This window comes from Saccharothrix luteola, assembly GCF_020859565.1.
Lineage (GTDB): Bacteria > Actinomycetota > Actinomycetes > Mycobacteriales > Pseudonocardiaceae > Actinosynnema > Actinosynnema luteola.
This window is the reverse complement of the sequence record NZ_JAJHUO010000020.1, coordinates 1-25,483: the sequence shown is the minus strand read 5'-3', so window position 1 is coordinate 25,483 and position 25,483 is coordinate 1. Positions and strand designations below refer to the sequence as shown.

General features: G+C 72.8%; 22 protein-coding genes and 1 riboswitch. Of the genes, 10 read left to right on the top strand and 12 right to left on the bottom strand.

What is annotated here, in order from left to right; genetic code table 11:
• Positions 1-14 precede the first annotated feature (14 nt).
• Genes LNK82_RS26565 through thiO form a run of 3 tightly spaced genes read right to left on the bottom strand, consistent with a single transcriptional unit; the run spans position 15 to position 1,961 of the window.
• Positions 15-770 (bottom strand): thiazole synthase, encoded by a 756-nt coding sequence (locus LNK82_RS26565; protein ID WP_308257275.1) that lies wholly within the window; start codon positions 768-770, stop codon positions 15-17.
• 1 nt (position 771) lies between these two features.
• A complete protein-coding gene (gene thiS / locus LNK82_RS26560; protein ID WP_230569727.1) occupies positions 772-972 on the bottom strand; it encodes a sulfur carrier protein ThiS in 201 nt (66 codons plus the stop codon).
• Complete coding sequence (gene thiO, locus LNK82_RS26555) at positions 969-1,961, bottom strand: glycine oxidase ThiO (protein WP_230569921.1); 993 nt, start codon at positions 1,959-1,961, stop codon at positions 969-971. The genes thiS and thiO overlap by 4 nt, the downstream gene beginning before the upstream one ends.
• Positions 1,962-2,073, bottom strand: a riboswitch (TPP riboswitch).
• Positions 2,074-2,117: 44 nt separating this feature from the next.
• Between thiO and thiE the strand changes: the two genes are divergently transcribed.
• The gene (gene thiE, locus LNK82_RS26550; RefSeq protein ID WP_230569726.1) at positions 2,118-2,759 is read left to right on the top strand and encodes a thiamine phosphate synthase; all 642 of its coding nucleotides are present in this window, start codon (positions 2,118-2,120) and stop codon (positions 2,757-2,759) included.
• An 86-nt stretch (positions 2,760-2,845) separates the two neighbouring features.
• Here the strand turns inward: thiE and LNK82_RS26545 are convergent, their stop codons facing one another.
• A complete protein-coding gene (locus LNK82_RS26545; protein ID WP_230569725.1) occupies positions 2,846-4,009 on the bottom strand; it encodes a S1 family peptidase in 1,164 nt (387 codons plus the stop codon).
• 532 nt (positions 4,010-4,541) lie between these two features.
• Here LNK82_RS26545 and LNK82_RS26540 point away from each other — a divergent pair.
• Complete coding sequence (locus LNK82_RS26540; RefSeq protein WP_230569724.1) at positions 4,542-5,465, top strand: threonine ammonia-lyase; 924 nt, start codon at positions 4,542-4,544, stop codon at positions 5,463-5,465.
• 1 nt (position 5,466) lies between these two features.
• On the opposite strand, the gene LNK82_RS26535 is transcribed toward LNK82_RS26540, so the two are convergent.
• Together LNK82_RS26535 and LNK82_RS26530 are read right to left on the bottom strand one after the other, a co-directional pair.
• On the bottom strand, positions 5,467-6,942 hold the full coding sequence (locus tag LNK82_RS26535; RefSeq protein WP_308257274.1) for an MFS transporter: 1,476 nt from the start codon (positions 6,940-6,942) through the stop codon (positions 5,467-5,469).
• 254 nt (positions 6,943-7,196) lie between these two features.
• Positions 7,197-7,955 (bottom strand): GntR family transcriptional regulator, encoded by a 759-nt coding sequence (locus tag LNK82_RS26530; RefSeq protein ID WP_230569723.1) that lies wholly within the window; start codon positions 7,953-7,955, stop codon positions 7,197-7,199.
• A 241-nt stretch (positions 7,956-8,196) separates the two neighbouring features.
• Between LNK82_RS26530 and LNK82_RS26525 the strand changes: the two genes are divergently transcribed.
• From LNK82_RS26525 to LNK82_RS26505, 5 genes are all read left to right on the top strand, one after another.
• The gene (locus LNK82_RS26525) at positions 8,197-9,480 is read left to right on the top strand and encodes a sugar ABC transporter substrate-binding protein (RefSeq protein ID WP_230569722.1); all 1,284 of its coding nucleotides are present in this window, start codon (positions 8,197-8,199) and stop codon (positions 9,478-9,480) included.
• A gap of 219 nt (positions 9,481-9,699) precedes the next feature.
• Positions 9,700-10,545 (top strand): carbohydrate ABC transporter permease, encoded by an 846-nt coding sequence (locus LNK82_RS26520; RefSeq protein ID WP_372470653.1) that lies wholly within the window; start codon positions 9,700-9,702, stop codon positions 10,543-10,545.
• Complete coding sequence (locus tag LNK82_RS26515; protein WP_230569721.1) at positions 10,542-11,381, top strand: carbohydrate ABC transporter permease; 840 nt, start codon at positions 10,542-10,544, stop codon at positions 11,379-11,381. Before LNK82_RS26520 ends, LNK82_RS26515 begins: the two co-directional genes overlap by 4 nt.
• Positions 11,382-11,387: 6 nt before the next feature.
• Positions 11,388-12,845 carry a glycoside hydrolase family 3 protein gene (locus tag LNK82_RS26510; protein WP_230569720.1) on the top strand — a complete coding sequence of 486 codons (1,458 nt, stop codon included), beginning with the start codon at positions 11,388-11,390 and terminating at the stop codon, positions 12,843-12,845.
• Positions 12,842-13,885: an SIS domain-containing protein gene (locus LNK82_RS26505; protein ID WP_230569719.1), complete on the top strand. Its 1,044-nt coding sequence runs from the start codon at positions 12,842-12,844 to the stop codon at positions 13,883-13,885. Before LNK82_RS26510 ends, LNK82_RS26505 begins: the two co-directional genes overlap by 4 nt.
• A 163-nt stretch (positions 13,886-14,048) precedes the next feature.
• Here the strand turns inward: LNK82_RS26505 and nagA are convergent, their stop codons facing one another.
• Positions 14,049-15,248 carry an N-acetylglucosamine-6-phosphate deacetylase gene (gene nagA / locus LNK82_RS26500; protein ID WP_230569718.1) on the bottom strand — a complete coding sequence of 400 codons (1,200 nt, stop codon included), beginning with the start codon at positions 15,246-15,248 and terminating at the stop codon, positions 14,049-14,051.
• A 192-nt stretch (positions 15,249-15,440) separates the two neighbouring features.
• Between nagA and LNK82_RS26495 the strand changes: the two genes are divergently transcribed.
• Positions 15,441-16,115 carry a FadR/GntR family transcriptional regulator gene (locus LNK82_RS26495; protein ID WP_230569717.1) on the top strand — a complete coding sequence of 225 codons (675 nt, stop codon included), beginning with the start codon at positions 15,441-15,443 and terminating at the stop codon, positions 16,113-16,115.
• A gap of 126 nt (positions 16,116-16,241) precedes the next feature.
• Here LNK82_RS26495 and LNK82_RS26490 read toward each other — a convergent pair whose 3' ends face one another.
• The 5 genes from LNK82_RS26490 to LNK82_RS26470 form a co-directional block, all read right to left on the bottom strand.
• Positions 16,242-16,808 (bottom strand): L-2-amino-thiazoline-4-carboxylic acid hydrolase, encoded by a 567-nt coding sequence (locus LNK82_RS26490; RefSeq protein ID WP_230569716.1) that lies wholly within the window; start codon positions 16,806-16,808, stop codon positions 16,242-16,244.
• Between the two features lie 136 nt (positions 16,809-16,944).
• Positions 16,945-17,871 (bottom strand): aldo/keto reductase, encoded by a 927-nt coding sequence (locus LNK82_RS26485; RefSeq protein ID WP_230569715.1) that lies wholly within the window; start codon positions 17,869-17,871, stop codon positions 16,945-16,947.
• Positions 17,872-17,979: 108 nt separating this feature from the next.
• Positions 17,980-18,729, bottom strand: coding sequence for an SDR family NAD(P)-dependent oxidoreductase (locus tag LNK82_RS26480; RefSeq protein WP_230569714.1), 750 nt, complete (start codon positions 18,727-18,729; stop codon positions 17,980-17,982).
• Positions 18,726-20,036, bottom strand: coding sequence for an enolase C-terminal domain-like protein (locus LNK82_RS26475; protein ID WP_372470652.1), 1,311 nt, complete (start codon positions 20,034-20,036; stop codon positions 18,726-18,728). Before LNK82_RS26475 ends, LNK82_RS26480 begins: the two co-directional genes overlap by 4 nt.
• Positions 20,037-20,046: 10 nt before the next feature.
• Complete coding sequence (locus LNK82_RS26470; protein WP_230569712.1) at positions 20,047-20,901, bottom strand: fumarylacetoacetate hydrolase family protein; 855 nt, start codon at positions 20,899-20,901, stop codon at positions 20,047-20,049.
• A 114-nt stretch (positions 20,902-21,015) separates the two neighbouring features.
• Here LNK82_RS26470 and LNK82_RS26465 point away from each other — a divergent pair, with 114 nt between their 5' ends.
• Entirely contained in the window at positions 21,016-24,216 is a 3,201-nt protein-coding gene (locus LNK82_RS26465) for a S8 family peptidase (protein WP_230569711.1), read from the top strand.
• 88 nt (positions 24,217-24,304) lie between these two features.
• Entirely contained in the window at positions 24,305-25,237 is a 933-nt protein-coding gene (locus LNK82_RS26460; RefSeq protein WP_230569710.1) for an N-acetylglucosamine kinase, read from the top strand.
• Positions 25,238-25,483 lie beyond the last annotated feature (246 nt).

Genomic DNA, 25,483 nt, shown 5'->3' with positions numbered 1-25,483 from the left:
GCCGTGCCCCGCAATCACCCCACTGCCGGACTCGACGCGTGCGCCCAGAACCGCTTCGGGATCCGCCCCGCCAGCTTGGCCAGCCGACCGGCCTCCACACCCGCGCGCATCGCCGCCGCCATCCGTTCGGGGTCCTGCGCCCTCGTCACGGCGGTCGCCAGCAGCACGGCCGAACAGCCCAACTCCATCGCCAACGCCGCGTCCGACGCCGTGCCGACGCCCGCGTCGAGGATCACCGGCACGGACGCGCGCGACACGATCAGCTCGATGTTGTGCGGGTTGCGGATCCCGAGCCCCGTCCCGATCGGCGACCCCAGCGGCATGACGGCGGCGCAGCCGAGCTGCTCCAGGCGCACCGCGAGCACGGGGTCGTCGGACGTGTAGGGCAGCACCACGAACCCGTCGTCGACCAGCTGCTCCGCCGCGTCGAGCAGCTCCACCGGGTCGGGCAGCAGGGTCTGGTCGTCGGCGACGACCTCCAGCTTCACCCAGTCCGTCCCCAACGCCTCCCGCGCCAGCCGAGCCGTCAGCACGGCCTCCGCGGCGGTGCGGCAGCCGGCCGTGTTCGGCAGCGCCGGGATGCCCAGCCGGCCCAGCAGGTCGAGCACGCCGCCACCGGACGAGTCCAGGCGCCGCATCGCGACCGTCGTCAACTCCGTGCCGGACGCCACCAGCGCGCGTTCCAGCACCGACAGGTTCGCCGCACCACCGGTGCCCATGACCAGGCGCGAGCCGAACTCGCGCCCGGCGATCACCAACGGGTCGTCCACGTCACCCTCCCTGCACGGCGGTCAGCACCTCGACCGCGGCCCCGTCGGACAGCACCGTCGTCCCCCACGCCGCGCGCGGCACGACCTCGCCGTCCAGCGCGACCGCGACACCGCGGGGCGGCGCGTCGAGCAGCGCCAGCACGGTGGCGACGGTCGACCCGTCGGCCAGTTCCCGCTCCAGACCGTTGACCTTCGCCTTCACCGACTGTTTCCTCCTTCGCGGAGCAGGGCGAGCACCCGCCGCGCCGTGACGGGCGCGAGCAGCAGACCGTTGCGGTGGTGGCCGGTGGCGGCCAGCACTCCGGGTTCCAGCCACTTGATCACCGGCGCGTTGTCGGGGCTGCCCGCGCGGAACCCGGCGGCGACCTCGGCGATCGCGTACTCGGCGATGCCCGGCCAGACCACCTCGGCGTCGCGCAGCAGGTCGCGCACGCCGCCCACGGTCGCGTCACCGTCGAAACCGGCCTCGTACTGGGTGGCGCCGAGCACGAACCCGCCCTCGCGCGGCACCAGGTAGACGGGGCGGCCGGAGACGTGCGCGCGGATCGTGTGCCGGGGCGGCGGCAACGCGCCGGGCCGGGCCGACAGCCGCAGGATCTCGCCCTTCACCGGCCGGATAACGTCGCGCAGCAACGGGTGCAGGTCGCGGCTCCACGCGCCGGCCGCGATCACCGTCACGTCCGGCTCCGCGGCGGGCTCCGCCGCGAACACGACACCGTCGGCGGCGCACGCCTCCCGCAACGCGCGCAGCAACGCCCGGTTGTCCACGGCGACGTCACCGGGCACCGACAGTCCACTTCGGACCTGGCCGAGACCGGGCTCCAGCGCGCGCAGCTCACGCCCGGTCAACCGGGACGCCGACCGTCCCATCCGGCCCAGGTATGCGCACAACTGGCCCAGCACCTCGACATCGGCCCGGTCGACCGCCACCGCCAACGTCCCCGCGGGACTCAGCTCGACGCCGAGCGAACGCGCGAACTCCGGCCACAGCTCCAGCGATTCGACGCCGAGCGCCAGCACGTCCTCGTCACCCGGCCACGCCTCGGTGATCGGCGCGAGCATCCCGCCCGCGACCCACGAACCGCCGTGCGGCGAACCGCGGTCGACGAGTTCCACCGCGTGACCGGCGCGCGCGGCGTACCAGGCCGTGGACAGCCCGATGACGCCACCGCCGAGGACGGTCACTCGCATTGCCAAGGCACTCACGCTCCCTGCGCCGGCATGACCCGGATCAGGTTCGACGGTCGGAGCGAACCACGCTCCCTCTCAGCCCGGTGTGTTCCAGGCTCCCGTGCGGACCACGTCCACCGTAGCGCACGAAACGGGCGGGCGGTTACCGTGCCGCCCGTGCCAGGACTCGACGGAACGCAGATCAGGCGGCGGCTCGCCGACGCGCGGCTCTACCTCTGCACGCCCGCGCGGCCCGACCTCGCCGAGTTCGCGGACGCCGCGCTCGCGGGCGGCGTCGACATCGTGCAGTTGCGGGACAAGGGCCTCGAAGCCAAGCAGGAGATCGCGGCGCTGGAGGTGCTCGCGGAGGCGTGCGCGCGGCACGGCGCGCTGCTCGCGGTCAACGACCGGGCGGACGTGGCGCTCGCCGTGGACGCCGACGTGCTGCACCTGGGGCAGGACGACCTGCCGGTGCCGCTCGCGCGCCGGGTCGTCGGCGACGACGTGGTGATCGGCCGCTCCACCCACGACGTGGGGCAGGCGCGTGCGGCGGCCGTCGAGCCGGGGGTGGACTACTTCTGCACCGGGCCGTGCTGGCCGACGCCGACGAAGCCGGGCCGTCCCGCGCCGGGCCTCGACCTGGTGCGCTCCACGGCGGGCACGACCGACCGGCCGTGGTTCGCCATCGGCGGCATCGACGCCGACCGGCTGCCGGAGGTGCTGGCGGCGGGCGCGGAGCGGGTCGTGGTCGTGCGCGCCGTCACCGAGGCCGAGGATCCGCGGGCCGCCGCGGCCTGGTTGAAGGTCCGACTGACCTGACACCGCAGAACGCCCCCGAGCCGATGGCCCGGGGGCGTTCTTCGCGATCAGTGCGCGGCCCGCAGGGGGGACGACCGCGCGTGAGCTCAGCCGCGGGTCAGGCTCAGCCCGTAGGCGCTGAGGATCTCGCCGACCGGCTGGAAGTAGGTCGTGCCGCCGGAGGAGCAGTTGCCCGAACCGCCGGAGGTCACGCCCTGGGCCTGGCTGTAGCCGGAGCCCGCGACCCAGGAGCCGCCCGAGTCACCGGGCTCGGCGCAGGCGTTGGTGCGGGTCAGGCCGGACACCGTGCCCTGCGGGTAGTTCACCGTCGAGTTCTTCGCCTGGACGGTGCCGCAGCGCCAGCCGGTGGTCGAGCCGGAACGGCAGATCGCCGCGCCGACCGCCGCCGAGGTGGAGCCGGTCACGGTGACGTTGGAGCCGTTGTAGCGGTTGACCCAGGGGCGCGAGGTCCAGTTGGAGTTCGTCCGCACCCAGGCGTAGTCGTTGCCGGGGAAGGACGAGCCCGCGAAGGAGCCCTGCGAGACGCGGTTGTAGCCGGTCGTCGCGTTGCCCACCCGACCGCAGTGACCCGCCGTGACGAAACCGCCGCTCACCGCGAAGCCGACCGAGCACCGGCCGCTGCCGATGTAGTACGCGTCGCCGCCGCGGGTGTCGTAGAGGGTGGTCGGGCTCTGGTCGACCTCGACCACCCGCACCGACGGGCTGACCGACTTGGCCGAGGCGAGGAACGCCTCCGCCGCCGCGTCCCGCTGGAAGCGGTTGACCTCGACGACGACCGAGTTCGTCTGCTCGTCGACCCGCCAGCCGGTGATCGACGACGGTGCCGACAGGGTGTCGATCGTCGACTTCGCGCCGGTCAGCTGCTGGTGGGAGAAGGCGACGTACTTGGCGTCGGCGCCCGCGGCACGGGCCGCGCCCGCCTTCGCCGAGTCGGTCACCGCGACCACCAGCTTGCCGGTCGCCGCGTTGATCCACGAGCCCGCGTAGGCGCTGCCGACCGCGGACCGCGCCGCGGACTCGACCTCACCCGCCCGGGTGTCACTCGCCAAACGGGCGGTGACCTGTTCGGCGGTCAGGCCCAGGTCACGTTGCGCCGCTTGGAGCAACTCGGCGGGGTAGCTCTCCGTGTCGGCCGGGCTTGCGCCCTGGGGGGCGGCGGGCGCCGCGATGGCCGGTACGCTGAGAGCTGTAGCCGTGCCGGTGGCCAGCAGGACGGCCGTGGCAAGGCGGACCGCACTCGTGCGGTTCATTAGGCGTCTCCCTCATCTTCGGGTGCAGGGAACCCGAGAGCCTGGTTGCAGGGACCGCTCTCGGGGGCTCTAGGGGGACGGGTGGTGGGGCGGCGGCAGGGGTCGCCCCACCCCTTTACTTCTCGCCCGTGTCGTCGCCCGGGCTCGAGTCCTCAAGTCCGTGGTGGAGCTCGGCGAAGCACACGGCGACGGCGCTCGTGCGTCCCGCATGGCACTCCTCCCGATCTCTACCGACCAGTACTCACCCGTTCGGGCGACGTTATGACTCCGTGACCTGTTACGGCCCGAGCCATCTGAGGGCGAAGTGTGTCACAGGACACGCCGACATGACTGCGCTGTGTAGCGTTTGACAGTTAACTCTCACTCAAGGTAGTGAGTCGATCACCGATTCGGGCGGTTTTGCCAGAAGTAAGCGATTCGGCCAACGAAGCCACGGACGTGTGAATGTTGTTGGCCCAGGCGGGTGAGGCAGGAGGAGTTCCGGTAACGACCCGTGTACTCATCACACCGCCGCAGGGGTGAGGATCGACGCATGGGACTCGTCACGATCTCCGACATCCGGGCCGCCGCCGACCGCATCGAGGGCGCGGCGGTCCGCACTCCCCTGCTGCGGTTCGACGACGGGTTGTGGCTCAAGCCGGAGAGCCTGCAACCGGTCGGCGCGTTCAAGATCCGCGGCGCGTACAACGCGCTGGCGCGGCTGACCGAGGACGTGCGGGCGCGCGGCGTCGTCGCCTACTCCAGCGGGAACCACGCCCAGGCCGTCGCCTACGCGGCGAAGCTGTTCGGCGTGCCCGCGGTGATCGTCGTGCCGGACGACACGCCCCGGGTCAAGGTCGAGGCGACCCTCTCGCACGGCGCCGAGGTCGTCCAGGTGCCGATGGCCTTGCGGGAGGCGCGGGCCGCCGAACTGGTGGCGCAACGGGGCGCGACGCTGATCCCGCCGTTCGACCACCCGGACGTCATCGCAGGTCAGGGCACCGTCGGGCTGGAGGTGATCGCCGAGAAGCCGGACGTGGCCACGGTGCTGGTGCCGGTCAGCGGCGGCGGGCTGATCTCGGGTGTGGCCGCGGCGGTGAAGGCGCTGAGCCCGTCCACGCGGGTGGTCGGGGTGGAGCCGGAGCTGGCCGGTGACGCGGCCGAGTCGCTGCGGGCCGGCACGCTGGTCCGGTGGCCGGCGGCCGACCGCGCCCGGACGATCGCCGACGGGCTGCGGGCCGAGCCGTCCGAGCTGACGTTCGAGCACCTGCGCGCCCACGTGGACGACATCGTGACGGTGTCCGAGGAGCAGATCGGCGAGGCGGTCGGCGTGCTGGCCCGGCGGGCGCGGCTCGTGGTGGAGCCCAGCGGCGCGGTGACCGTGGCCGCCCACCTCGCGCGGCCGTCCTCCGGCCCGACCGTGGCCGTGCTGTCCGGCGGGAACGTCGACCCGGAGGTGTTCGCCCGCTACCTCTGAGTCAGTCGGGGTCCCCGAGTGACTCGGGCACGCGCGCGGGCGGGCCGTCGACGCCGCAGCTGTGGCACTCGGGCACTTCGGGGGTGGGTTCCAGGACGCGGTTGTCCACGCCGATCGCCATCAGCCCGCCGACGACCGACGCGACCGCGCACACCAGCAGGGCCGTCTGCCAGCCCTCGGTGAGCGCGGTCGGGTCGGCGTACTGGGCGCCGGTCAGGCCCGCCACGGCCGGCAGCACGGCCACCGCGACCAGGCTGCCGGTGCGGGCGACGGCGTTGTTCACGCCCGAGGCGACCCCCGCGTACCGGTCCGGCGCGGCGGCCAGCACGGTCGCCGTCACCGGCGCGACCACGGCCGCCAGGCCGAAGCCGAACACCAGCAGGCCGGGCAGCACGCCGGTCCAGTAGCCCGCGCCCGGCTCGACCCAGCGCAGCATCAGCATGCCGACGCCGATCAGGACCGGTCCTCCGACGAGTTGGGCGCGCGGCCCGATCCGCTGGGCGAGCGCGCCGGAGCGGGCGGACAGGGCGAGCAGGATCAGCGTGATGGGCACGCTGGCCAGGCCGGACGCCGTCGGCGAGTAGTGCAGCGACACCTGCAGCTGCAGCACCATGAGCACCATCACCCCGCCCAGGGCCGCGTAGACGAGGAACGTCAGGGCGTTGGACAGCACGAACGTCCGGTTGGCGAACAGCTGCGGCGGCACCAGCGGGTCGCTGCCCCGGCGTTGCAGCACGACGAACACCACCAGGCTGAGAACGCCGAGGACCCCGGCCGTGACCACGAGCGCGTCGAGGCCCCGGACCGGGGCCTCGACCAGCGCGCCGGTGATGCCGGCGAGGCCGATGGCGCCGATGACCGACTCGCCGATGTTCGGGCGGCCGGTGAGGGCTTCGTCGCGGGATTCGGGCACGTGGCGGCGGGCCAGCCACACGCACAGGGCCGCGATCGGCAGGTTGATCAGGAACGCGAGCCGCCACGACCAGGCCTGCACCAGCAGGCCGCCGAGCAGCGGCCCGATCGCCGTGGCGACGCCGGACAGGCCGGACCAGGCGCCGATCGCCCGGCCTCGGTCGGCGCGGGCGAACACCGATTGGAGGATGGCGAGCGAGCCGGGGGTGAGCAGCGCGCCGCCGATGCCTTGCAGCACGCGGGCGACGACCAGCAGTTCGGTGGTCGGCGCGAGGCCGCAGAGCAGGGACGCGGCGCCGAACCAGAGGACGCCGAAGGTGAAGACCCGGCGGCGGCCGTACCGGTCGCCGAGCGAGCCCGCGATCAGGATCAGCGAGGCCAGTGCCAGCAGGTAGCCGTCGAGGATCCACTGGAGGCCTGCCACGGAGGCTTCGAGCTCGGCGCCGATGCGGGGCAGCGCGACGTTGATGATCGTGCTGTCGAGCATCGCCATGCCCGACCCGAGGATGGTCGTCGCCAGCACGGCCTTCGCCCGGCCCGTGCCCCACACCACAGTTTCCGCCACAGAGCCATTCTGCTCTCGCGGTTGTCCACAGGCCGAGCGGAGCACCCCCGGACCGTCGGTGGTGGCCGGCAGGATAAAAGCAGGGGTCCCCCTGGGCGGGGGACGCTTGCGAAGCACGTCTTGCGAGCACGCTGCGCGAGGCAGGTGCACGAGGCACATCCGCAACGCAAGCCCGCGAGGCACGCGACAACGTCGCGACAGCACCGCGAGAGGTACGCCGCCCGGCCCACGTCGTGGCCGGGCGGCGTCGAGGCCTAGCCGGCGGGCCGGTTCAGGGTCGCCACGAACTTGTAGCGATCGCCCCGGTACACCGAGCGCACCCACTCCACCGGGTTGCCCTCCGTGTCGAACGAGTGCCGCGACAGCAGCAGCATCGGCAGGCCGATGTCGGCCCCGAGCAGCTCCGCCTCCTCCGGCGACGCCAGCGCCGTCTCGATGGTCTCCTCCGCGTGCCCCATCTCGACGCCGAACCGCTCCCGCAGCACCTGGTACAGCGACGCGCCCGGCGCGAGGTAGCGCCGCAGACCGCGGAACCGGCCCAGCGCGAGGTGCGTGGTCTCGATCGCCATCGGCTCGCCGTCGGCCAGTCGCAGCCGGTGCAGCCGGAGCACCTTCGCGCCCGCCCGCACGCCGAGCAGCCTGGCCAGCTCGGCCTCGGCGGGCATCTCCGACGCCTCGATCAACCGCGACGACGGCTGCCTGCCCTGGGCTTTCATGTCCTCTGTGTACGACGACAGCTGGAGCCGTTGCGCCACCTTGGGTTCCGCGGCGAACGTGCCCTTGCCCTGCACGCGCAGCAACCGACCCTCCACGGTCAGTTCGGCAAGCGCTTGCCGCACCGTCGTGCGCGACACGTCGAACTCCGCCGCCAGCGACCGTTCCGTCGGGATCGGCGATCCTGGCGGCAACGCGCGCAGGAGGTCGAGCAGATGCCGCTTGAGTCCCCAGTACTTCGGCTCGCGCTGCGCGCGAGTCCTGGCGTCCACGCCAGTCGCAGGGCTCGTCTCGAGCATGCCTTCCTCCTCGCCCCTTGCCAGCCGACCTTGCCAGCGCTCCCAGACACAGGATGCCTTGTCCTCGTCGGATCGTGCGCCCGAACCCCCGACAAGCGCCAAGAAATTGATCCGATGACTTTGCAACGGTCCAGCAACGGCCTTGACATGCCCTGTGGCGAGGCACACTCTAGGCCGCATTGGTCTACACCACTTTGGAGTTCCGGTCGCGGGATCGGGGCATGGGGAAAGGGCGCACAACGTGAAGGGCTGGAGAGGACTGGCCGTAGGTGCCGCCGCACTCGCGGTGGCCGTGGCCGGATGTGGCACGAGCTCCGACGGCGGCAGCGGAAACTCCGGAGAACCCAAGACGCTGACGGTCTGGTTGATGGACGGCTCGGCGCCGACCACCCTGACCGACGCGCTGAACAAGGAGTTCCAGGACTCGCACCCCGGCGTCACCGTCAAGTACGAGATCCAGAAGTGGAACGGCATCCAGGAGAAGCTGACCACCGCGCTGACCAGCAACAACCCGCCGGACGTCATCGAGCTGGGCAACACCCAGACGGCGAAGTTCGCGGCCGAGGAGACGCTGACCGACCTCAGCGCGGACGCCTCCGGCCTCAACGGCGACCAGTGGCTCGGCGGCCTCGAGGACTCGCTGACCTGGGACGGCAAGAAGTACGGCGTGCCGTTCTACGCCGCGAACCGCACGGTCATCTACCGGACCGACCTGTTCGAGGCCGCGGGCATCACCGCCGCGCCGAAGTCGCGTGACGAGTGGATCGCCGCGATCGAGAAGCTGAAGACGGCCAACGCGGCCGACCCGGACTTCCAGCCCCTCTACCTGCCGGGCCAGTCCTGGTACGTGCTGCTGTCCCTCATCTGGGACGAGGGCGGCGACGTCGCGAAGCCGCAGGGCTCCGCCTGGGCGGGCGCGCTCGACACCCCGCAGGCCAAGGCCGGCCTGGAGTTCTACAAGAAGCTGGTCGACACCTCCGGCACCAAGGCGCCGAAGGACGCGGACGAGGCCACCCCGCAGCAGATGGAGGTGTTCGCCACGGGCAAGGTCGGCATGATGATCGGCCTGCCGTGGGAGCTCGCGGGCGCGGTCAAGGCCAACGCCGACCTGAAGGAGAAGACCTCGGCGTTCGCGATCCCGTCGAAGACCGCGGGCAAGACCGCCCCGGTGTTCCTCGGCGGCTCGAACCTCGCCATCCCGGCCGGCAGCAAGAACGCCGACTTGGCCAAGGAGTACCTGAAGCTGCTCAGCTCGGCGAAGTACCAGGACATGCTGGCCGAGGGCGGCGCGGTGCCCGGCACCTCGACCGACACGTCGAAGCTGGCCACCACCCCGATCGGCAAGGCGCTGGCCGAGTCCGCCCCGAACGGCAAGGTCACCCCGACCACGCCGTCGTGGGCCGCGGTCGAGGCGGGCCAGAACCCGCTGAAGGACATGCTGACGGCGTACCTGACCGGCGCGAAGCCGCTGGACCAGGCCGCGTCCGACGCCAACACGGCCTTGTCGAAGACCCTGGCCGGATGACGATCGGATGACGGCCGTGCACACGACCGACGCCGCGGGGGCGGCCCGCGCCGGGGGGGGCCCCCCGGGGGGGGCGCCCGCCCCCCCCCCCCCCCCGCCGCGGGGCCCCCCCCGGCCCGCCGCCCCCCCCGGGGGCGTGCCGCACCGGACGGCGCGCCGCGCCGTCGGGGCGGCGCCTTCGACCGGGCGCTGCCCTACCTGCTGCTGGCCCCCGCCGTGGTGGCCATCCTCTGGCTGATCGGTTGGCCCGTCCTCTCCGTCCTGGTGACCAGCTTCCGCAAGCTGAACCTGCGCGAGCTGACCCGCGGCGAGGTCGTGTGGACCGGTCTGGACAACTACACCGAGATCCTGGGCGACCCTGAGTTCTGGGCCATCACGGTGCGTTCCGTGGTGTTCACCGGGGTCGTGGTCGTCGTGTCGATCCTCGCGGGCCTGCTGATCGCGCTGCTGATGCGGCAGATCAGCCCGGTCGTGCGGATCGTGCTGCAGGTCGCGATGCTGCTGGCGTGGGCGATGCCGCTGCTCGCGGCCACCACGGTCTACCAGTGGATCTTCGACCAGCAGTACGGCATCCTGAACAAGACCCTGGTCAAGCTGGGTTTCGACGGCTTCGCCGGGTTCTCGTGGTTCTCCACCGGCACGTCGACGCTGGCCGTGATCGGGCTGCTGATCGTGTGGCAGGCGGTGCCGTTCCTGGCGTTCTCGCTCTACGCCGGCGCCATCGGGATCCCGAAGGACCAGTACGAGGCGGCGGGCATCGACGGCGCGTCGGCGTGGCAGACGTTCCGCGCCGTGACGTGGCCGGAGCTGCGGCCGTTGTTGCTGATGGTGACGTTCCTGTCGCTGCTGTGGGACTTCAAGGTGTTCGCGCAGATCTGGGCGATGCGCAAGGGCGGCCCGGACGGCGGCAGCACGACGCTGCCCGTCTACCAGTACCTGGAGGGCATCTCGAAGAGCCACTTCGGCGTGGCCGCCGCGGTGTCCGTGGTGATGGTCGCGCTGCTGGGGCTGCTCACGTTCCAGTACCTGCGCAGGCTGGTCCGGTCCCAGGAGGGCGAGCTGTGATCACGAAGAAGAGTGCCTCCGCCCGGAAGGTCACGGGGAACGTCGTCGCGCTGGTCGTGGCGTTGTTCTTCGCGTTCCCGACGTACTGGATGGTCGCGACCGCGCTGAAGCCGCGCAAGGAGCTCCTGACCAGCGGTTACGACCTGGTCCCGTTCTCGGTGACGGGCTCGAACTTCGCCACCGCGTGGGCCAAGCCCGGGTTCCTGAACTCGCTGGGCAACAGCCTGCTGGTGACGTTGAGCGCGGTGCTGGCGTCGATCGTGATCGGCCTGCTGGCCGCGCTGGCGTTGTCGCGGATGCGGTTCCGGGGCCGCAAGGGTTTCGTGATGATGCTGCTGGTGGCGCAGATGGCGCCGTTCGAGGCGCTGCTGATCCCGATGTTCCTGATGATGCGCGACCTCGACCTGCTCGACCGGCTGCCGGCGTTGGCGCTGATCTACTTCGCGGTGACGCTGCCGTTCTGCGCGTGGACGCTGCGCGGGTTCGTCAACGGCATCCCGCTGGAGCTCGAAGAGGCGGCGATGGTGGACGGCTGCGGCCGGTGGGGCGCGTTCCGCCGGGTCACCCTGCCGCTGCTCGGGCCGGGGTTGGTGGCCACGTCGGTGTTCGCGTTCGTGACCGCGTGGAACGAGTTCCTGTTCGCGTTGTCGCTGGTCAAGGACCAGGCCAAGGAGACCCTGCCGGTGTGGCTGTCGGGGTTCCAGACGGCGTTCGGCACGGACTGGGGTGGCGCGATGGCCGCGTCGGCGCTGTTCACGCTGCCGGTGCTGGTGTTCTTCCTGATCGTGCAGCGCAAGATGGTCACCGGTGTCACGGCCGGTGCGGTGAAGGGGTAGGACCGCATGTCGTTGCACCGGCTCGCGTCGGGTGTGCTGCTGCCGGGGTTCCACGGGACCGCCGCGCCGGACTGGCTGCTCAAGAGGGTGGCCGACGGGCTCGGCGGTGTCGTGCTGTTCGGGCGGAACGTAGTGGATGACGCTCAGGTCACGGCCTTGAACGCGCAGCTGAGGGGCGCGCGCGCGGACGTCGTGATCGGGATCGACGAGGAGGGCGGCGACGTCACCCGCCTCGACGCGGGCCGCGGGTCGGAGGTGCCGGGCAACCACGCGTTGGGCGCGGCGGACGACGTGGGGCTGACGCGGGCGGTGGCGGCGTCGATCGGGGCGCGGCTGGCGGCGTGCGGGGTGAGCCTGGACCTGGCGCCGTCGGCGGACCTCGTGCTGACGCTGGAGGACCCGGTGATCGGCGTGCGGTCGTTCGGGTCGGACCCGGTGGCGGCGGGCGCGCACGTGGCGGCGTTCGTGGAGGGGTTGCAGGCGGTCGGGGTGGCGGCGTGCGCCAAGCACTTCCCCGGCCACGGGGCGTCCACTGTGGACTCCCATGCGGCGTTGCCGGTGCTGCCGCGGACCCCGGAGGAGCTGGCGTCGGTCGAGTTCGTGCCGTTCCGGGCGGCCGTGGCGGCGGGGGTGCGGTCGATCATGACCGGGCACCTCGTCGTGCCGCAGTGGGGCCCGGCGCCGGCGACGCTGAACCCGGTGGCGGTGCGGGTGCTGCGGGAGGAACTGGGGTTCACCGGCGCGATCATCACCGACGGGCTGGACATGAAGGCCGTCGGCGGCGACCTCGCCGAGGGGTCGGTGCGGTCGTTGGCGGCCGGGGTGGACGCGCTGTGCCTGGGCGGCGAGCCGTTGGACGACGACGGGCTGCGGTGGCTGGTGGACAGCATCGTGGCGGCGGTGGAGTCGGGCGCGCTGCCGCTGGAGCGGTTGGAGGAGGCGGCACGGCGGACGGCGGCGCTGGGTGCTCCGGCGACGTCCGTGGAGGCGCACGACCCGGGGTTGGGGCTCGTCGCGGCACGGCGGGCGCTGGAGGTGCGCGGCACGTTGGCGCTGTCCGGGCCGCCGGTGGTCGTGGACCTGGCGGTGGAGCCGTCGATCGCGGTCGGCGACGTGCCGTGGGGGCTCGGGCCGTACTTGGCGGAGCTCGTTCCGGGTACTTCCGTGGTGGCGGCGACGTCCGCGCGCGAGATCGCGTCGCTGGCCGCCGGGCGTCCGGTCGTCGTGGTGACGCGTGAGGCACACCGCCACGCGTGGGCTCGCGAGCTGGTGTCGTCGCTGGGTACTATTGGTCTAGACCTCGTGCACGTCGAGACGGGCGTGCCGGGGCCCGACCTGGGCGCCGCCGCCCGCGTGGACACCCACGGCGGTTCACGGGTGTGCCTGCGGGCCGCGGCCGAGCGCATCGCCGCCGCCACCTCCACGCCGTCAGCCGCACCTGAACCGACAGGGGAACTCCGATGACCGACCACCAGCCCGGCAGGCACATGGCGGCCGAGATCGACCAGCAGCCGGGGATCTTCGCCGACCTGTTCGCGCGGCGGGACGCCATCGCGTCGGTCGCCTCGGTGATCGCCGAGCGCCGGCCGCGGTTCGTGCTGCTGGCGGCGCGCGGGTCGAGCGACCACGCGGCGCTGTACGCGAAGTACCTGACCGAGGTGCTGCTGGAGCTGCCCGCCGGACTGGTGTCGCCGTCCACGACCACGCTGTACGGGGCACAGCCGGACCTGCGCGACGTGCTGCTGGTCGCGGTGTCGCAGTCCGGCGGGTCGCCGGACCTGCTGGAGGTGACCGAGTCGGCTCGCGCGCGCGGTGCGCTGACGGTGGCGGTGACGAACACCTCGTCGTCGCCGTTGAACGGCGCGGCCGAGCTGGCGGTGGACGTCGGCGCGGGCGTGGAGCGGGCCGTGGCGGCGACGAAGACGTACTCGGCGACGTTGCTGGCGCTGTACCTGCTGGTGGACGGGATCCGGGGCGGTGACGGTTCGGCCGCGTCGAACCTGGGCGACCTGGCGCGGGCGACGTTGGACTCCTCGGCGGACGCGGTGGCCGAGGCGGTGCAGCGGTACCGGTTCGTGGACCGGGTGCTGACCACCGGGCGCGGCTACTCGCTGCCGACGGCGTTGGAGTCGGCGTTGAAGCTGGCCGAGACGTCGTACCTGGCGGCGCGCGCGTACAGCGGGGCGGACCTGCTGCACGGGCCGGTGGCGGCGGTGGACGCGGAGACGGCCGTGCTGGCGGTGACCAGCTCGGGCAAGGGCGGTGACGCCCTGCACGACGTCCTGGACGCCGTGCACGGGCGCGGGGCGGACGTGCTGGCGGTCGGTTCGGCGTCCGACAAGGTCTCGGCGGCGCTGCGCGTCCCGGTCGCCGAGACGGCGGAGGAGGTGGCCCCGATCCTGGAGATCCTCCCGGTCCAGCGCCTGGCCCACGGCCTGGCCCTGGCCCGCGGCGGCGACCCCGACAACCCGCGCGGCCTGAACAAGGTCACCCGCACCCGCTGACCCCGCGAGAGTCCTACGCTCGCGCGCCGAGAGTCCTACGTTCAGGCCGCGCGTGTCCTACGTTCGCGTCACGCGTGTCCTACGTTCGGAACACCTGAATTCAACGCTCAGAACACGGGAGAGGCCCGAGGGACGCATCCCTCGGGCCTCTCCCCTTGTACGGCTACCGGCCCGCGGCGGCCACGCCGACCGTCGCGTTCTCGTACGCCGTCGCGCGGTCGAACACCACCTCGCCATCCACCCACACCTTGCGCGGCCGGAGGTCGTCGTCCCACCAGACCAGGTCCGCCACGGCGCCGACCTCGAGCCGGCCCAACGTCGGCTCGCCGATCGCGTCGGCCGGGACGACGGTCGCCGACGCCAGCGCGTCCGCCGGGTCCACGCCCACCGACACGATGTTGCGCACGGCCAGGTCCAGCGTCAGCGCGCTGCCCGCGATCGTGCCCTCCGGCGACCGCGGCACGCCGTCCTCCGCCAGCAGCACGTCCGCCCCGCCGAGCTGGTAGCGACCCGGCGGCATGCCCGCGGCGGCCACGGCGTCCGTGACCAGCGCGACCCGGTGGCCGGCGGCGTTGAAGACCAGCCGGCAGACGTCCGGGCCGACGTGCGCCAGGTCCGCGATCAGGCCCAACGTGAACCGGTCGTCCACCAGCGCCACGCCCGGCACGCCCGGCTCGCGGTGGCCGAGCGGGCGCTGGGCGTTGAACAGGTGCGTCACCATGCGGGCGCCCGCCTCGGCGGCGGCCCTGGTCTGCTCGCCCGTCGCGTCGCTGTGCCCGACCGCGACCAGCACGCCCGCCGCCGCCAGCCTGCGCACGGCGTCGAGGCCGCCCGGCTGCTCGGGGGCGAGCGTCACCATGCGCAACGCGTGCCGCAGCACCCCGTCGTTCAGCAGCATGTCGATCTCGGCCGGGCCCGGCGGCACCATCAGCGCCGGGTCGTGCACGCCCGCGCGTTTCGGCGACAGGAACGGCCCTTCCAGGTGCACGCCGAGCGGCTTGGCGCCCGCGTGCGGCGGCAGGGTCGCCGACGCCGCCAGCACGGCGTGCGCCTGGCGTATGGCGACCGGCACCGGCGCGGTGATCAGGGTCGGCAGGAAACGGGTCACCCCCGTTCGTGGGAGCGCTCTCGCCACCTCCGCCATGCCTTCGGGGTCCACCTCGGCGAAGTCGACCCCGACCGCCCCGTTGACCTGCACGTCCACCAGGCCCGGGGTGAGCAGGCCGTCGGTCAGCACCTCGGCGCCGTCGGGTGGTGAACCCGCGACGACCTCGACGATCCGGCCTGCCCTGAACCTCAGGCTGACGGGACCGGTGATGGCCCGACCGAGCAGTGCTCGCGGAGCTGCGACAACCGTGTCCAAGGTCCCTCCTCAAATGGTCCAGACCATTATGGCCGGAAGTGGCGGACGCCGTCACGTATGGTTATAAGATAACCGAATAGAGTAGAGATGGGTGAATGTCTCGCCGCACGGCGGGTTGGCCGCGCGGCGCTTCGGCGTGGCCCATACTTGGCGCCAGACATCCGAGGTCTAGCTGACGAGTCGAGGACCGCCGTGGCAGTTACCGACGACGCCATCCTGCGCGTCAAGGAGATGATCGTCTCGGGCGAGCTGAAGCCGGGCGACCGACTGCCGCGCGAGGCGGACCTCGCCGAGCGACTCGGGCTGTCGCGGAACTCGCTGCGTGAGGCGGTCAAGGCGTTGTCGCTGGTCAGGGTGCTGGACGTGCGGCAGGGTGACGGCACGTACGTGTCCAGCCTGCGTGCCGACGACCTGCTCGGCGCGTTGTCGTTCGTGCTCGACCTGCACCGCGGTGAGGACTCCGTGCTGGAGGTCCTGCAGGTGCGCCGCATCCTCGAACCGGCCGCCGCGGCGATGGCGGCGCAGCGGGTCGGGCCGGACGAGGTCGCGGCGCTGCGGGCGTTGTGCGACGCCGCCGAGTCCGCCCGGTCGGTGGAGGAGCTGGTCGAGCACGACCTGGAGTTCCACCGCGCCGTCGCGCAGGGCTCGGGCAACGCCTACCTGGCCCAGCTGCTGGACACCCTCGCCGGCCCGACCGTGCGGGTCCGCATCTGGCGCGGCATCACGCAGGGCGGCGCGGTGGACCGGACCGTCGCCGAGCACCGCGCCATCGTCGACGCCCTGGCCGCGCACCAGCCCGAACTGGCCCGTTCGTGGTCGACGGTGCACGTGGCGGGCGTCGAGCAGTGGCTGTCCGACCTGGCGTGACGCCCGCCGACCGTGTTCAGAGCGTTGAATTCAGGTGTTCCGAACGTAGGACACGCGCGACGCGAACGTAGGACACGCGCGTTCTGAACGTAGGACTCACGCGGCGTGGAGGTAGGACTCTCGCGGTTAGGTGCGGTCGAAGTGGAAGGGGCAGGTGGAGCCGCCCCGGGCGATGGTGGTCGGTCGTCGGAAGGTCACGCGGTGGCGGTCGGGGTCGATGGCGTCGATCCACGCGGCGTCGAAGTCGCAGAACACCTCGCCCAGCTCGGGAACGCCGGCGACCGCGAGGACGCGCACGTAGAAGCAGCGGTGGACGTCGACGTGGTAGTGCGAGGCGGACTCGGAGCGGGTGAAGGCGAAGTCGTCGCCGAAGTAGTTCTCCTCGCGGTCCTTGGACATGCCGGTGATCACGGTGAACGGGTCGTCGGCGGCGTCGAGGGCGGCCTTGGTGCCGTCGTGCACATAAGGGCGGATCGGCTCGTGGAACGCACGGGCCACCGAACGCAAGGCATCCGACCGCGGCATGCGGCGGAGGAGGCACTGGTAGGCGCCGGCGACCAGCGCGGTCACGGGCAGGTGCGGGCTGGAACCGCCCACCGCCGCCGCGATCCGGGACGCCGCCGCGTCGACCTCGGGCAGCGGGACGAGAGCCGCGACGTGCTCGCGGAACAAGGAAATGAGCTCTTCGTTCATGTGTGGTTGTTCCTCACGGTGTCCGTACCCGCGCACGCGCGGGACGGCCAGCACGCTCCAACCACCAACCTGGCGCTGACCAGGGTTTGCTCTTACCGCGCAACACCGTACACCCGAGCCACCGCACCGGAAAGGATCACGCCGCCAGCAGGCCCTCCTCGCGCAGGTCGTCCCACAAAGCGTCCGGCACCGGCGAGGAGAAGACCGCGGCCCGCATCTCCGCCGCCGTCCGGACGCCCAACAGCACCGACACCACCGCCGGGTGCCGGAACGGGAACGACACCGCCGCCTGCGGCAACGTCACGCCGTGCCGCGCGCAGACCGCGGCGATCCGCCGGGCACGCCGCACCAACGACTCCGGCGCGGCCCGGTAGTCGTACGTCGAGCCGACGTCGGGCCGGGCCAGCAGCCCGGAGTTGAACACCCCCGCCGCCACCACCGACACGCCACGCGCCGCGCACAGGTCGAGCAACGCCGCACCGCCCTGCTCCAGCACGGTGTACCGCCCGGCCAGCAGCACCACGTCCACGTCGGTCTCCCGGACGAACCGCGCGGGCATCTCCCACTGGTTCATCCCCACGCCGACCGCACCGACGACGCCTTCCGCGCGCAGCGCCAGCAACGCGGGCACGGCCTCCGAGAGCGCCTGCTCCCCGTGCGCATCCGGGTCGTGCACGTACACCACGTCGACCCGGTCCAGCCCCAGTCGGTCCAAAGAGGACTCCAACGACCGCCGCACGCCGTCCGCGCTGAAGTCCCACCGCCGCCACGCCGTCGCGGGCACCGCGAACCCGTTCGCCATGTCGTCACCGTCGCCGAACCCCGGCTCCAACACCCGGCCGACCTTCGTGGAGACGACGAACGAGTCACGCGGCCGACCCGCCAGGAACGCGCCGATCCGCCGCTCCGACAACCCGAGCCCGTAGTGCGGCGCGGTGTCGAAGTACCGGACACCGGCGTCCCAGGCGGCCTCCAACGCGCCGAAGGCGTCCACATCGGACACCTCCGCGTACAGGTTGCCGATCGGACCGCCGCCGAACCCCAAGGGGGACAGAGGGATCACTCCTGCACCTTCCCCGTGACGAAGCGGCCTCCTCCGACCGAGCCGCAAGCAGTGAGGCGCACCGCGACGATGGTGATGCCGAGACGCGTCATGGTCCCTTCAATCCGCTCAGGGTTTCGGGCGCAACCGCAGACCGTGCATGCCGCCGTCGACCGCGAGGACGGTGCCGGCGGTGGAACCGGAGAGCGGACCGGCCAGGTAGGCGATGGCGCCCGCGACCTCCTCCGCCGAGACCAGCCGCCCGTGCGGCTGCCTGGCCTCCAGCGCGGCCCGCTCGGCGGCCGGGTCCGGCGCCGAGTCGAGCAGTCGGCCCACCCACGGGGTGTCCGCCGTGCCGGGGGCCACCGCGTTCACGCGGATGCCCTCGCGCACGTAGTCCGCGGCCATGGCCAGCGTCAACGCGTGCACCGCGCCCTTGCTCGCCGAGTACAGCGCGCGCTGCGGCAGACCGGCCCACGCCGCGATCGACCCGGTGTTCACGATCGCCGCGGCCGGCGACTTCCGCAGGTGCGGCAGCGCGGCGCGGGCGACCCGGGCCATGCCGACCACGTTCACGTCCAGCACCCGGAGCCACTCGTCGTCCGGGTTCGCCGTCACGTCGCCCTGCGCCCCGACGCCCGCGTTGTTCACCACGACGTCGAGCCGGCCGAACCGCTCGACCACCTCGTCGACCGCGGCGCGCACCGACGCGTCGTCGGCGACGTCCATCCTGATCCCGTGCAGCGGGAGGTCGACCTGCGGGTTCAGGTCCAACGCCACCGCGGTCGCGCCACGGGCGGCCAGCAGCCGCGCGGTGGCCAGGCCGATGCCCGACGCGCCGCCGGTCACCACCGCGACCAGCCCTTCGAACTCGCTCACCGCTCCTCCTGCGCCTCGGTCCACACCGGACCGTCGGGGTACCGGTAGTCGGTCAGGGTCCGCTCCCGCAGCCGGGCCGAGAAACCCGGCTCGGTGGGCGCGACGTACCGGCCGCCGCGCACCACCGCGGGGTCGGTGAAGTGCTCGTGCAGGTGGTCGACCCACTCGAGGACGCGGCCGTCGACGGTGCCGGAGACCGCCACGAAGTCGACCATCGCCAGGTGCCTGACCAGCTCGCACAGGCCGACGCCGCCCGCGTGCGGGCACACCGGCACGCCGAACTTCGCCGCCAGCAGCAGGATCGCCACGTTCTCGTTCACGCCACCAACCCGGCACGCGTCCAGCTGCAGCACGGCGATCGCGTCGGTCTGGAGCAGCTGCTTGAACACGACCCGGTTCTGCACGTGCTCGCCGGTGGCGACCCTGATCGGGCTCAACGCCCTGGCGATCGCGCCGTGCGCCAGCACGTCGTCCGGGGAGGTGGGCTCCTCGATCCAGTACGGGTCGAACGGCGCCAGCTCGCGCATCCACGCGATGGCCGTGCCGACGTCCCACCGCTGGTTGGCGTCCACGGCGATGCGCACGTCCGGGCCGACGACCTCGCGGGCCAGCTTCATCCGCCGCACGTCGTCGTCCAGGCTGCCGCCGACCTTCAGCTTGATCATGTCGAAGCCGTCGGCCAACGCCTGCCGCGCCAGGCCCGCCAGCTTGTCGTCGGTGTACCCGAGCCAGCCCGGCGACGTCGTGTAGGCCGGGTAGCCGTCCCTGGCCAGCGCTTCCGCCCGCTCGGCACGTCCCGGCTCCGCGCGGCGCAGGATCTCGAGCGCCTCGTCGGGCGTGAGCACGTCGGACAGGTACCGGAAGTCGACCAGGCCGACGATCTCCTCCGGCGTCATGCCCGACAGGAACCGCCACAGCGGCAGGCCCGCGCGCCGTGACGCGAGGTCCCACGCTGCGTTGACCACCGCCCCGAGCGCCATGTGCGCGACGCCCTTCTCCGGGCCGAGCCACCGCAGCTGCGAGTCGCCGACCAGCGCCGCGGACAACGCGGCCAGGTCGGCGGCGGTCTCCGGCACGGGCAGGCCGACCACGTGGTGCGCCAACGACCGGATCGCGGCGGCCTGCACGTCGTTGCCGCGGCCGATGGTGAACGCCAGCCCGTAGCCCTCCGGGCCGCCCGACGTGCGCAGCACGACGTACGCGGCGGAGTAGTCGGGGTCGGGGTTCATCGCGTCCGACCCGTCCAGCTCCCGCGAGGTCGGGAACCGGATGTCCAGCACGTCCAGCGCGACGATCCGATCCGCCACCGTGGTCACCTCACGCCTGCCCGAGCGTCTGCCGCTGCCTGCCTAGACCGTCGATCTCCAGCTCCACCACGTCGCCCGCCCGCAGGTACGGCTTCGGCTCCGGGTGGCCGAGCGCCACGCCCGCCGGCGTGCCGGTGTTGATGACGTCACCCGGTCGGAGGACGAGGAACCAGCTCAGGTAGCGGACCAGCTCGGCCACCGGGAAGATCATGTTCTTGGTGGACGAGTCCTGCCGCGGCACGCCGTTGACCCACAGCCGCATGCCGAGCGCCTGCGGGTCGCCGACCTCGTCCGCGGGCACGAGGAAGGGGCCGAGCGGGTTGAACGTCTCGCAGTTCTTGCCCTTGTCCCACTGGCCGCCGCGTTCGAGCTGGAACTCGCGCTCGCTGACGTCGTGGGACAGCGCGTACCCGGCGACGCAGGTCAGGGCCTCCTCGGCGGACTCGAGGTACCGGGCCTCGCGGCCGATGACCACGGCCAGCTCGACCTCCCAGTCCGTCTTCACCGAACGGCGCGGCACCAGCACCTCGTCGTTCGGGCCGACGATCGTGTCCGGCGTCTTGAGGAACATCACCGGCTCGGCCGGGATCGGCGCGCCGGTCTCCTCCGCGTGGTCGCGGTAGTTGAGGCCGATGCAGACGAGCTTGCCGACGCCCGCGACGGGCGGCCCGATCCGCACGCCGTCGGCCACGATCGGGTGGAGTTCGCCCGCGGCGAGCGCGGCCCGCGTGCGGGCGATGCCGTCGTCGGCCAGGAACGCCCCGGTCACGTCGTCGGCCACCGGTGTCAGGTCGTACGTGACGCCGTCGTCGGCGCGGACGGCGGGTCGTTCGGAGCCCAACGGTCCCAGGCGCAGCAACTGCACGGCAGGTCCTCCTCGAAAGCCGGTCGACAGATCGGATGTATAGCGCTCTCCAGCGCCTCCGTCTAGAGGGTGTCCGGTTAGTGGTCCGATGAATCCCGGTTACGAAGGGTCGCGATGAAACTCCACCGCGTGGTGTGGGCGTCCGCCGCCACCGCCGCACTGCTCGGCACGCTCCTCGTCGGCAGCGCCTCGGGAGCCGATCCGACGGCCAGACCGCTGCCGCCGAACCGCGCCGACCACGCGGGCGGCGGGTCGTCCGAGCGGGTCGGCGCGGCGCTCGCCCGCGCCACCGGGCCGGTCACCGCGTTCGTCGAGCTGACCACGGCCCCGGCCGCCCGGGCGTACGGCGACGAGAAGGCGCGCGGCGGGCACGACCCCGCGGCAGCCGCACGGGCCGCCCGGCAGCACGTCGACGTGCAGGCCGACCGGGTGCTGACCGCGTTGCGCGGCCAGGACGCCGCCACCCGGGAGATCGCCAAGACGCGCAACGCGGTGCCGGGCGTCGTGGTCTCCGCCGACGCCGCGAGCCTGCGGGGGCTGACCGCGTTGCCCGAGGTCGAGTCCGTGCGGCTGACCGTGCCGAAGTCGGTGCGCAACGCGGGCGCGGTCGAGCTGACGCGGGCCGCGCGGGTGTGGCGGGACACCGGCCGGTACGGCGAGGGCCTGCGCATCGGCGTCATCGACACCGGCATCGACTACACGCACGCCGACTTCGGCGGCCCCGGCACCACCGCCGCCTACGAGGCCGTCGACCGCACCGCGCCGTGGACGCCGACCGCGAAGGTCGTCGGCGGCCACGACTTCGCGGGCGACGCCTACGACTCGTCGAAGCCGGAGCAGGCGGTGCCCGCGCCCGACCCGAACCCCCTGGACTGCCAGAGCCACGGCACGCACGTCGCGGGCACCGCCGCCGGGTACGGCGAGAACGCGGACGGCACGCCGTTCGGTGGCGACTACTCGACGTTGACGCCCGAGGCGGTGGCCGGTATGAGGATCGGACCCGGCACCGCGCCGAAGGCGTCGCTGTACGCGCTGAAGGTGTTCGGCTGCACGGGCGCGACCGAGCTGGTCGGGCAGGCCCTCGACTGGTCGCTCGACCCGAACGGCGACGGCGACTTCGGCGACCACCTCGACGTGGTCAACCTGTCGCTGGGCGGCGACTTCGCCGGCCAGGACGACCCGGACAGCCTGTTCGTGCGCAAGGTCGTCGAGCACGGCGTGGTGGTGGTCGCGGCGGCGGGCAACGGCGGCGACCTCTACGACGTCGGCGGCTCGCCCGGGAACACGCCCGAGGCGCTGGCGGTGGCCAACACGCGGGACGCGTTCGCGCTGCTCGACGGGGTCGAGGTGGGTGGCGTGAACCAGGCCGGGCAGTACAGCAAGAGCTACACCGGGTACGCCGCGCTGGACGTGACGCTGCCCGTCGTGCCGGTGTCCGACCCGGAGAACCTCGACGGCTGCGCCCCGATCGCCGAGGACCTGGCCGGCAGGTTCGTGTGGCTGGAGTGGGACGAGGACGACGCGACGCGCGAGTGCGGCTCGGCCGCGCGGACCGACCACGCCGAGGCGGCGGGCGCGGAGGGCGTGCTGCTCACCGCCACCAGCGCGCATTTCAAGGCGGCCATCGCGGGCAACGCGGGCATCCCGGCGTTCCAGTTCACCCGTGCGGCGACCGACGCCGTGCGGCCCGCGTTGGCCGACGGCACGCTCCAGGTGCGGATGCTCGGCTCGCTGCGCAACGCCGTGCCGACGATGACGCCGACCCTGGCCGACACGATCACGCCGTCGTCCTCGCGCGGGTCGCGCGGTGCCGCGGCGGCCAAGCCGGACGTGGCCGCGCCCGGTGACACGATCCTGTCCGCGTCGGTCGGCACGGGGGCCGAAGCGGTGAGCATGGGCGGCACGTCCATGGCCGCGCCGCACGTGGCGGGCATCGCCGCGCTGGTGCGCGAGGCCCGTCCGGAGTGGACGGTCGAGGAGGTCAAGGCGGCGATCATGAACACCGCGACCGGTGACGTGACCGACGGCGACGACCACACCACCGGCACGCCCGAGGCGCCGATGCGGGTCGGCGCGGGGCGGGTGGACGCGCTGGACGCGGTCGGCGTCGACCTGCTGGCCATGGTCGCGGACGACCCCGGCACGGTGGGCGTGTCGTTCGGGCCGGTCGAGGCGGCGGCGCCGGTGGAGGTGAGCAAGACGGTGGAAGTGGTGAACAAGTCGGCGTCGACGCGCACGGCGCGGGTGTCGTACCAGGCCGCGACCACCGTGCCGGGCGCGACGTTCGAGGTGTGGCCGCCGGTGCTCGTCGTGCCGCCGGGCGGGACCGCGTCGGTCGACGTGACGCTGACCGTGACGCCCGAGGAGCTGCGGAAGGTGGCCGACCCGACGATCGAGAAGGTGCAGGCGGACGTGGCGCGGCAGTTCCTGGCGGAGGCGTCCGGCCGGCTGCTCGTGCGGTCGGGCGACCGCACGCTCCGGGTACCGGTGTACGCGGCGCCCAAGCCGGTCGCGGACGTGGAGGCGGTCGACCGCGGTGACGGCGCGGTGGAGCTGGGCGGACGTGCGCTGGACCAGGGCGAGGGAGACGAGGCCTACCGGTCGTTGGTGAGCGCGTTCGCGTTGCAGGGCTCAAGCCCGGAGTTGCCCGACTGCGTGGACGGGATGCAGGCCGACTGCGCGGTCAACGGGTCGGCCAAGGGCGGTGACCTGCGGTACGTCGGGGCGGGTGTCGGTGACGGGATGCTGGCATTCGGGGTCGTGACCTGGCGGAACTGGGTGACGCTCGGCATCGCCGCCAACCCGGGGATCCGGATCGACACCAACGGCGACGGTGCGCACGACTACACCGTCAGCGCGGTGAAGCCGAGCGTGGGCGAGGTCGTGACGGCGGACGTGTGGCTGGCGCGGACCGTGCGTGAGGCGGACGGCGAGGTGGTGGACGAGCAGCCGCTCAACGGCCAGTACGGCGACGTGGACACCAACCTCATGGACAGCGACGTGGTGGTGCTGCCGGTGGCGTTGGCCGCGTTGGGCATCGACCCGGCGGCCGGCAGCGCGCCGTTGACCTACACGGTCGTGATGTCCGGGCACTACCCGGCGCCCGGCAACGCGGACGGGTTCGTGGACCGGATCGACACGCCGATGGCGTTCGACCCGCTGCGGCCGGGGCTCGGGGTCGAGGGCGGGGTGTCGTTCGTGGCGGAGCCGGGCGCGGTGCTGCGGGTGCGGCGGGGCGAGTCCGGCGGCAGCCTGCTCCTCCTGCACCACCACAACGCTTCGGGTGACCGCGCGCAGGTGCTCGCGGTCGGCTGACGCGTGTCGCGGCTGTTACCGAGAGGCAGGTCCGGCACAACCCGGTTGGGTGTGCCGGACCTCGTTCGTGCTGGGCATACTCGGGCGAATGGGTTTCGTAGTGGGTCTGGACGCGGGCGGCACGAGCACTCGGGCGTTGGTGCTCGACCTGGACGGCGCCCGGTTGGGCGCCGGGGTGGCCGGCGGCGCGAACCCCAACTCGCACCCGCCGGAGACGGCCGCCACGCACGTGCGGCAGGCGTTGACGGCGGCGTTGGAGGGGTTGGACCCGGCGAAGGTCGAGTCGGGCGTGCTCGGCATGGCCGGGTCGAGCAAGCTGCTCAGCGATCCGGCGGTGGCGGCGTTGTTCGAGGCGGCGTGGGCCGGGGCCGGGCTGCGGTGCCCGATGCGGGTGATCACGGACTGCGAGGCGGCGTTCGCGACGGGGTCGGCGTCGCCCGACGGGACCGTGCTGGTGGCGGGGACGGGGTCGATCGCGGCCCGGATCGAGCACCACGAGCTGGTGTCGACGGCCGGCGGGTACGGCTGGCTGCTGGGTGACGAGGGTTCGGCGTTCTGGCTGGGGCGTGAGGCGGTGCGGGCGACCCTGGTGGCGTTGGAGCGGGACGGGTCGGACGACCTGACCACCGCCGTGCTGGCGCGTGCGGACATCCCCGACGTGCCCCGGCGTGACCAGTGGCGGCGGTTGATCACGGTGGCCAACAACGCCGCGCCGATCGCGCTGGCGACCTACGCGCCCCTCGTGACGGCGCACGCCACGGCCCCGTCAGCCGACCGGATCATCACCGCCGCCGTGCAGACCCTGGCCGACCTGGCCGAGGCCGCCCGCCCCACCGACGACCGCTCGCCGATCGTGCTGATGGGCAGCCTGGTCCACGCCCAGCCCCTGGGCTCCCGCCTCAAGCGCGAACTGACCACGCGCACCTCGGCCCCCGTCACCGTCGCCACCGAGGGCGCCGCCGGCGCGGCCTGGCTCGCCGCCGTGAAGATCCTGGGCGACTCCGCCCCCCGCCCCACCTAACCCCCGCGCGTGTCGAACCTCCAGCGCCCGCGTGTCGAACACTCAGGACCCCCGAATTCAACGCTCAGAACAGACCTGGCCGAGCCCCTCGCGTTCTGAGTGTTGAATTCGGGGGTCCTGAACGTAGGAGCGTTATTCAGAACTCTTGATCGCTGGTGACAGCGCAACGGCCCCGCCTGGTTAAGATCGTTTTCCTCTCACAGAAGACGTCTGACCAGGAGCGGAGCCGTTGCGTTACCAGTCTAC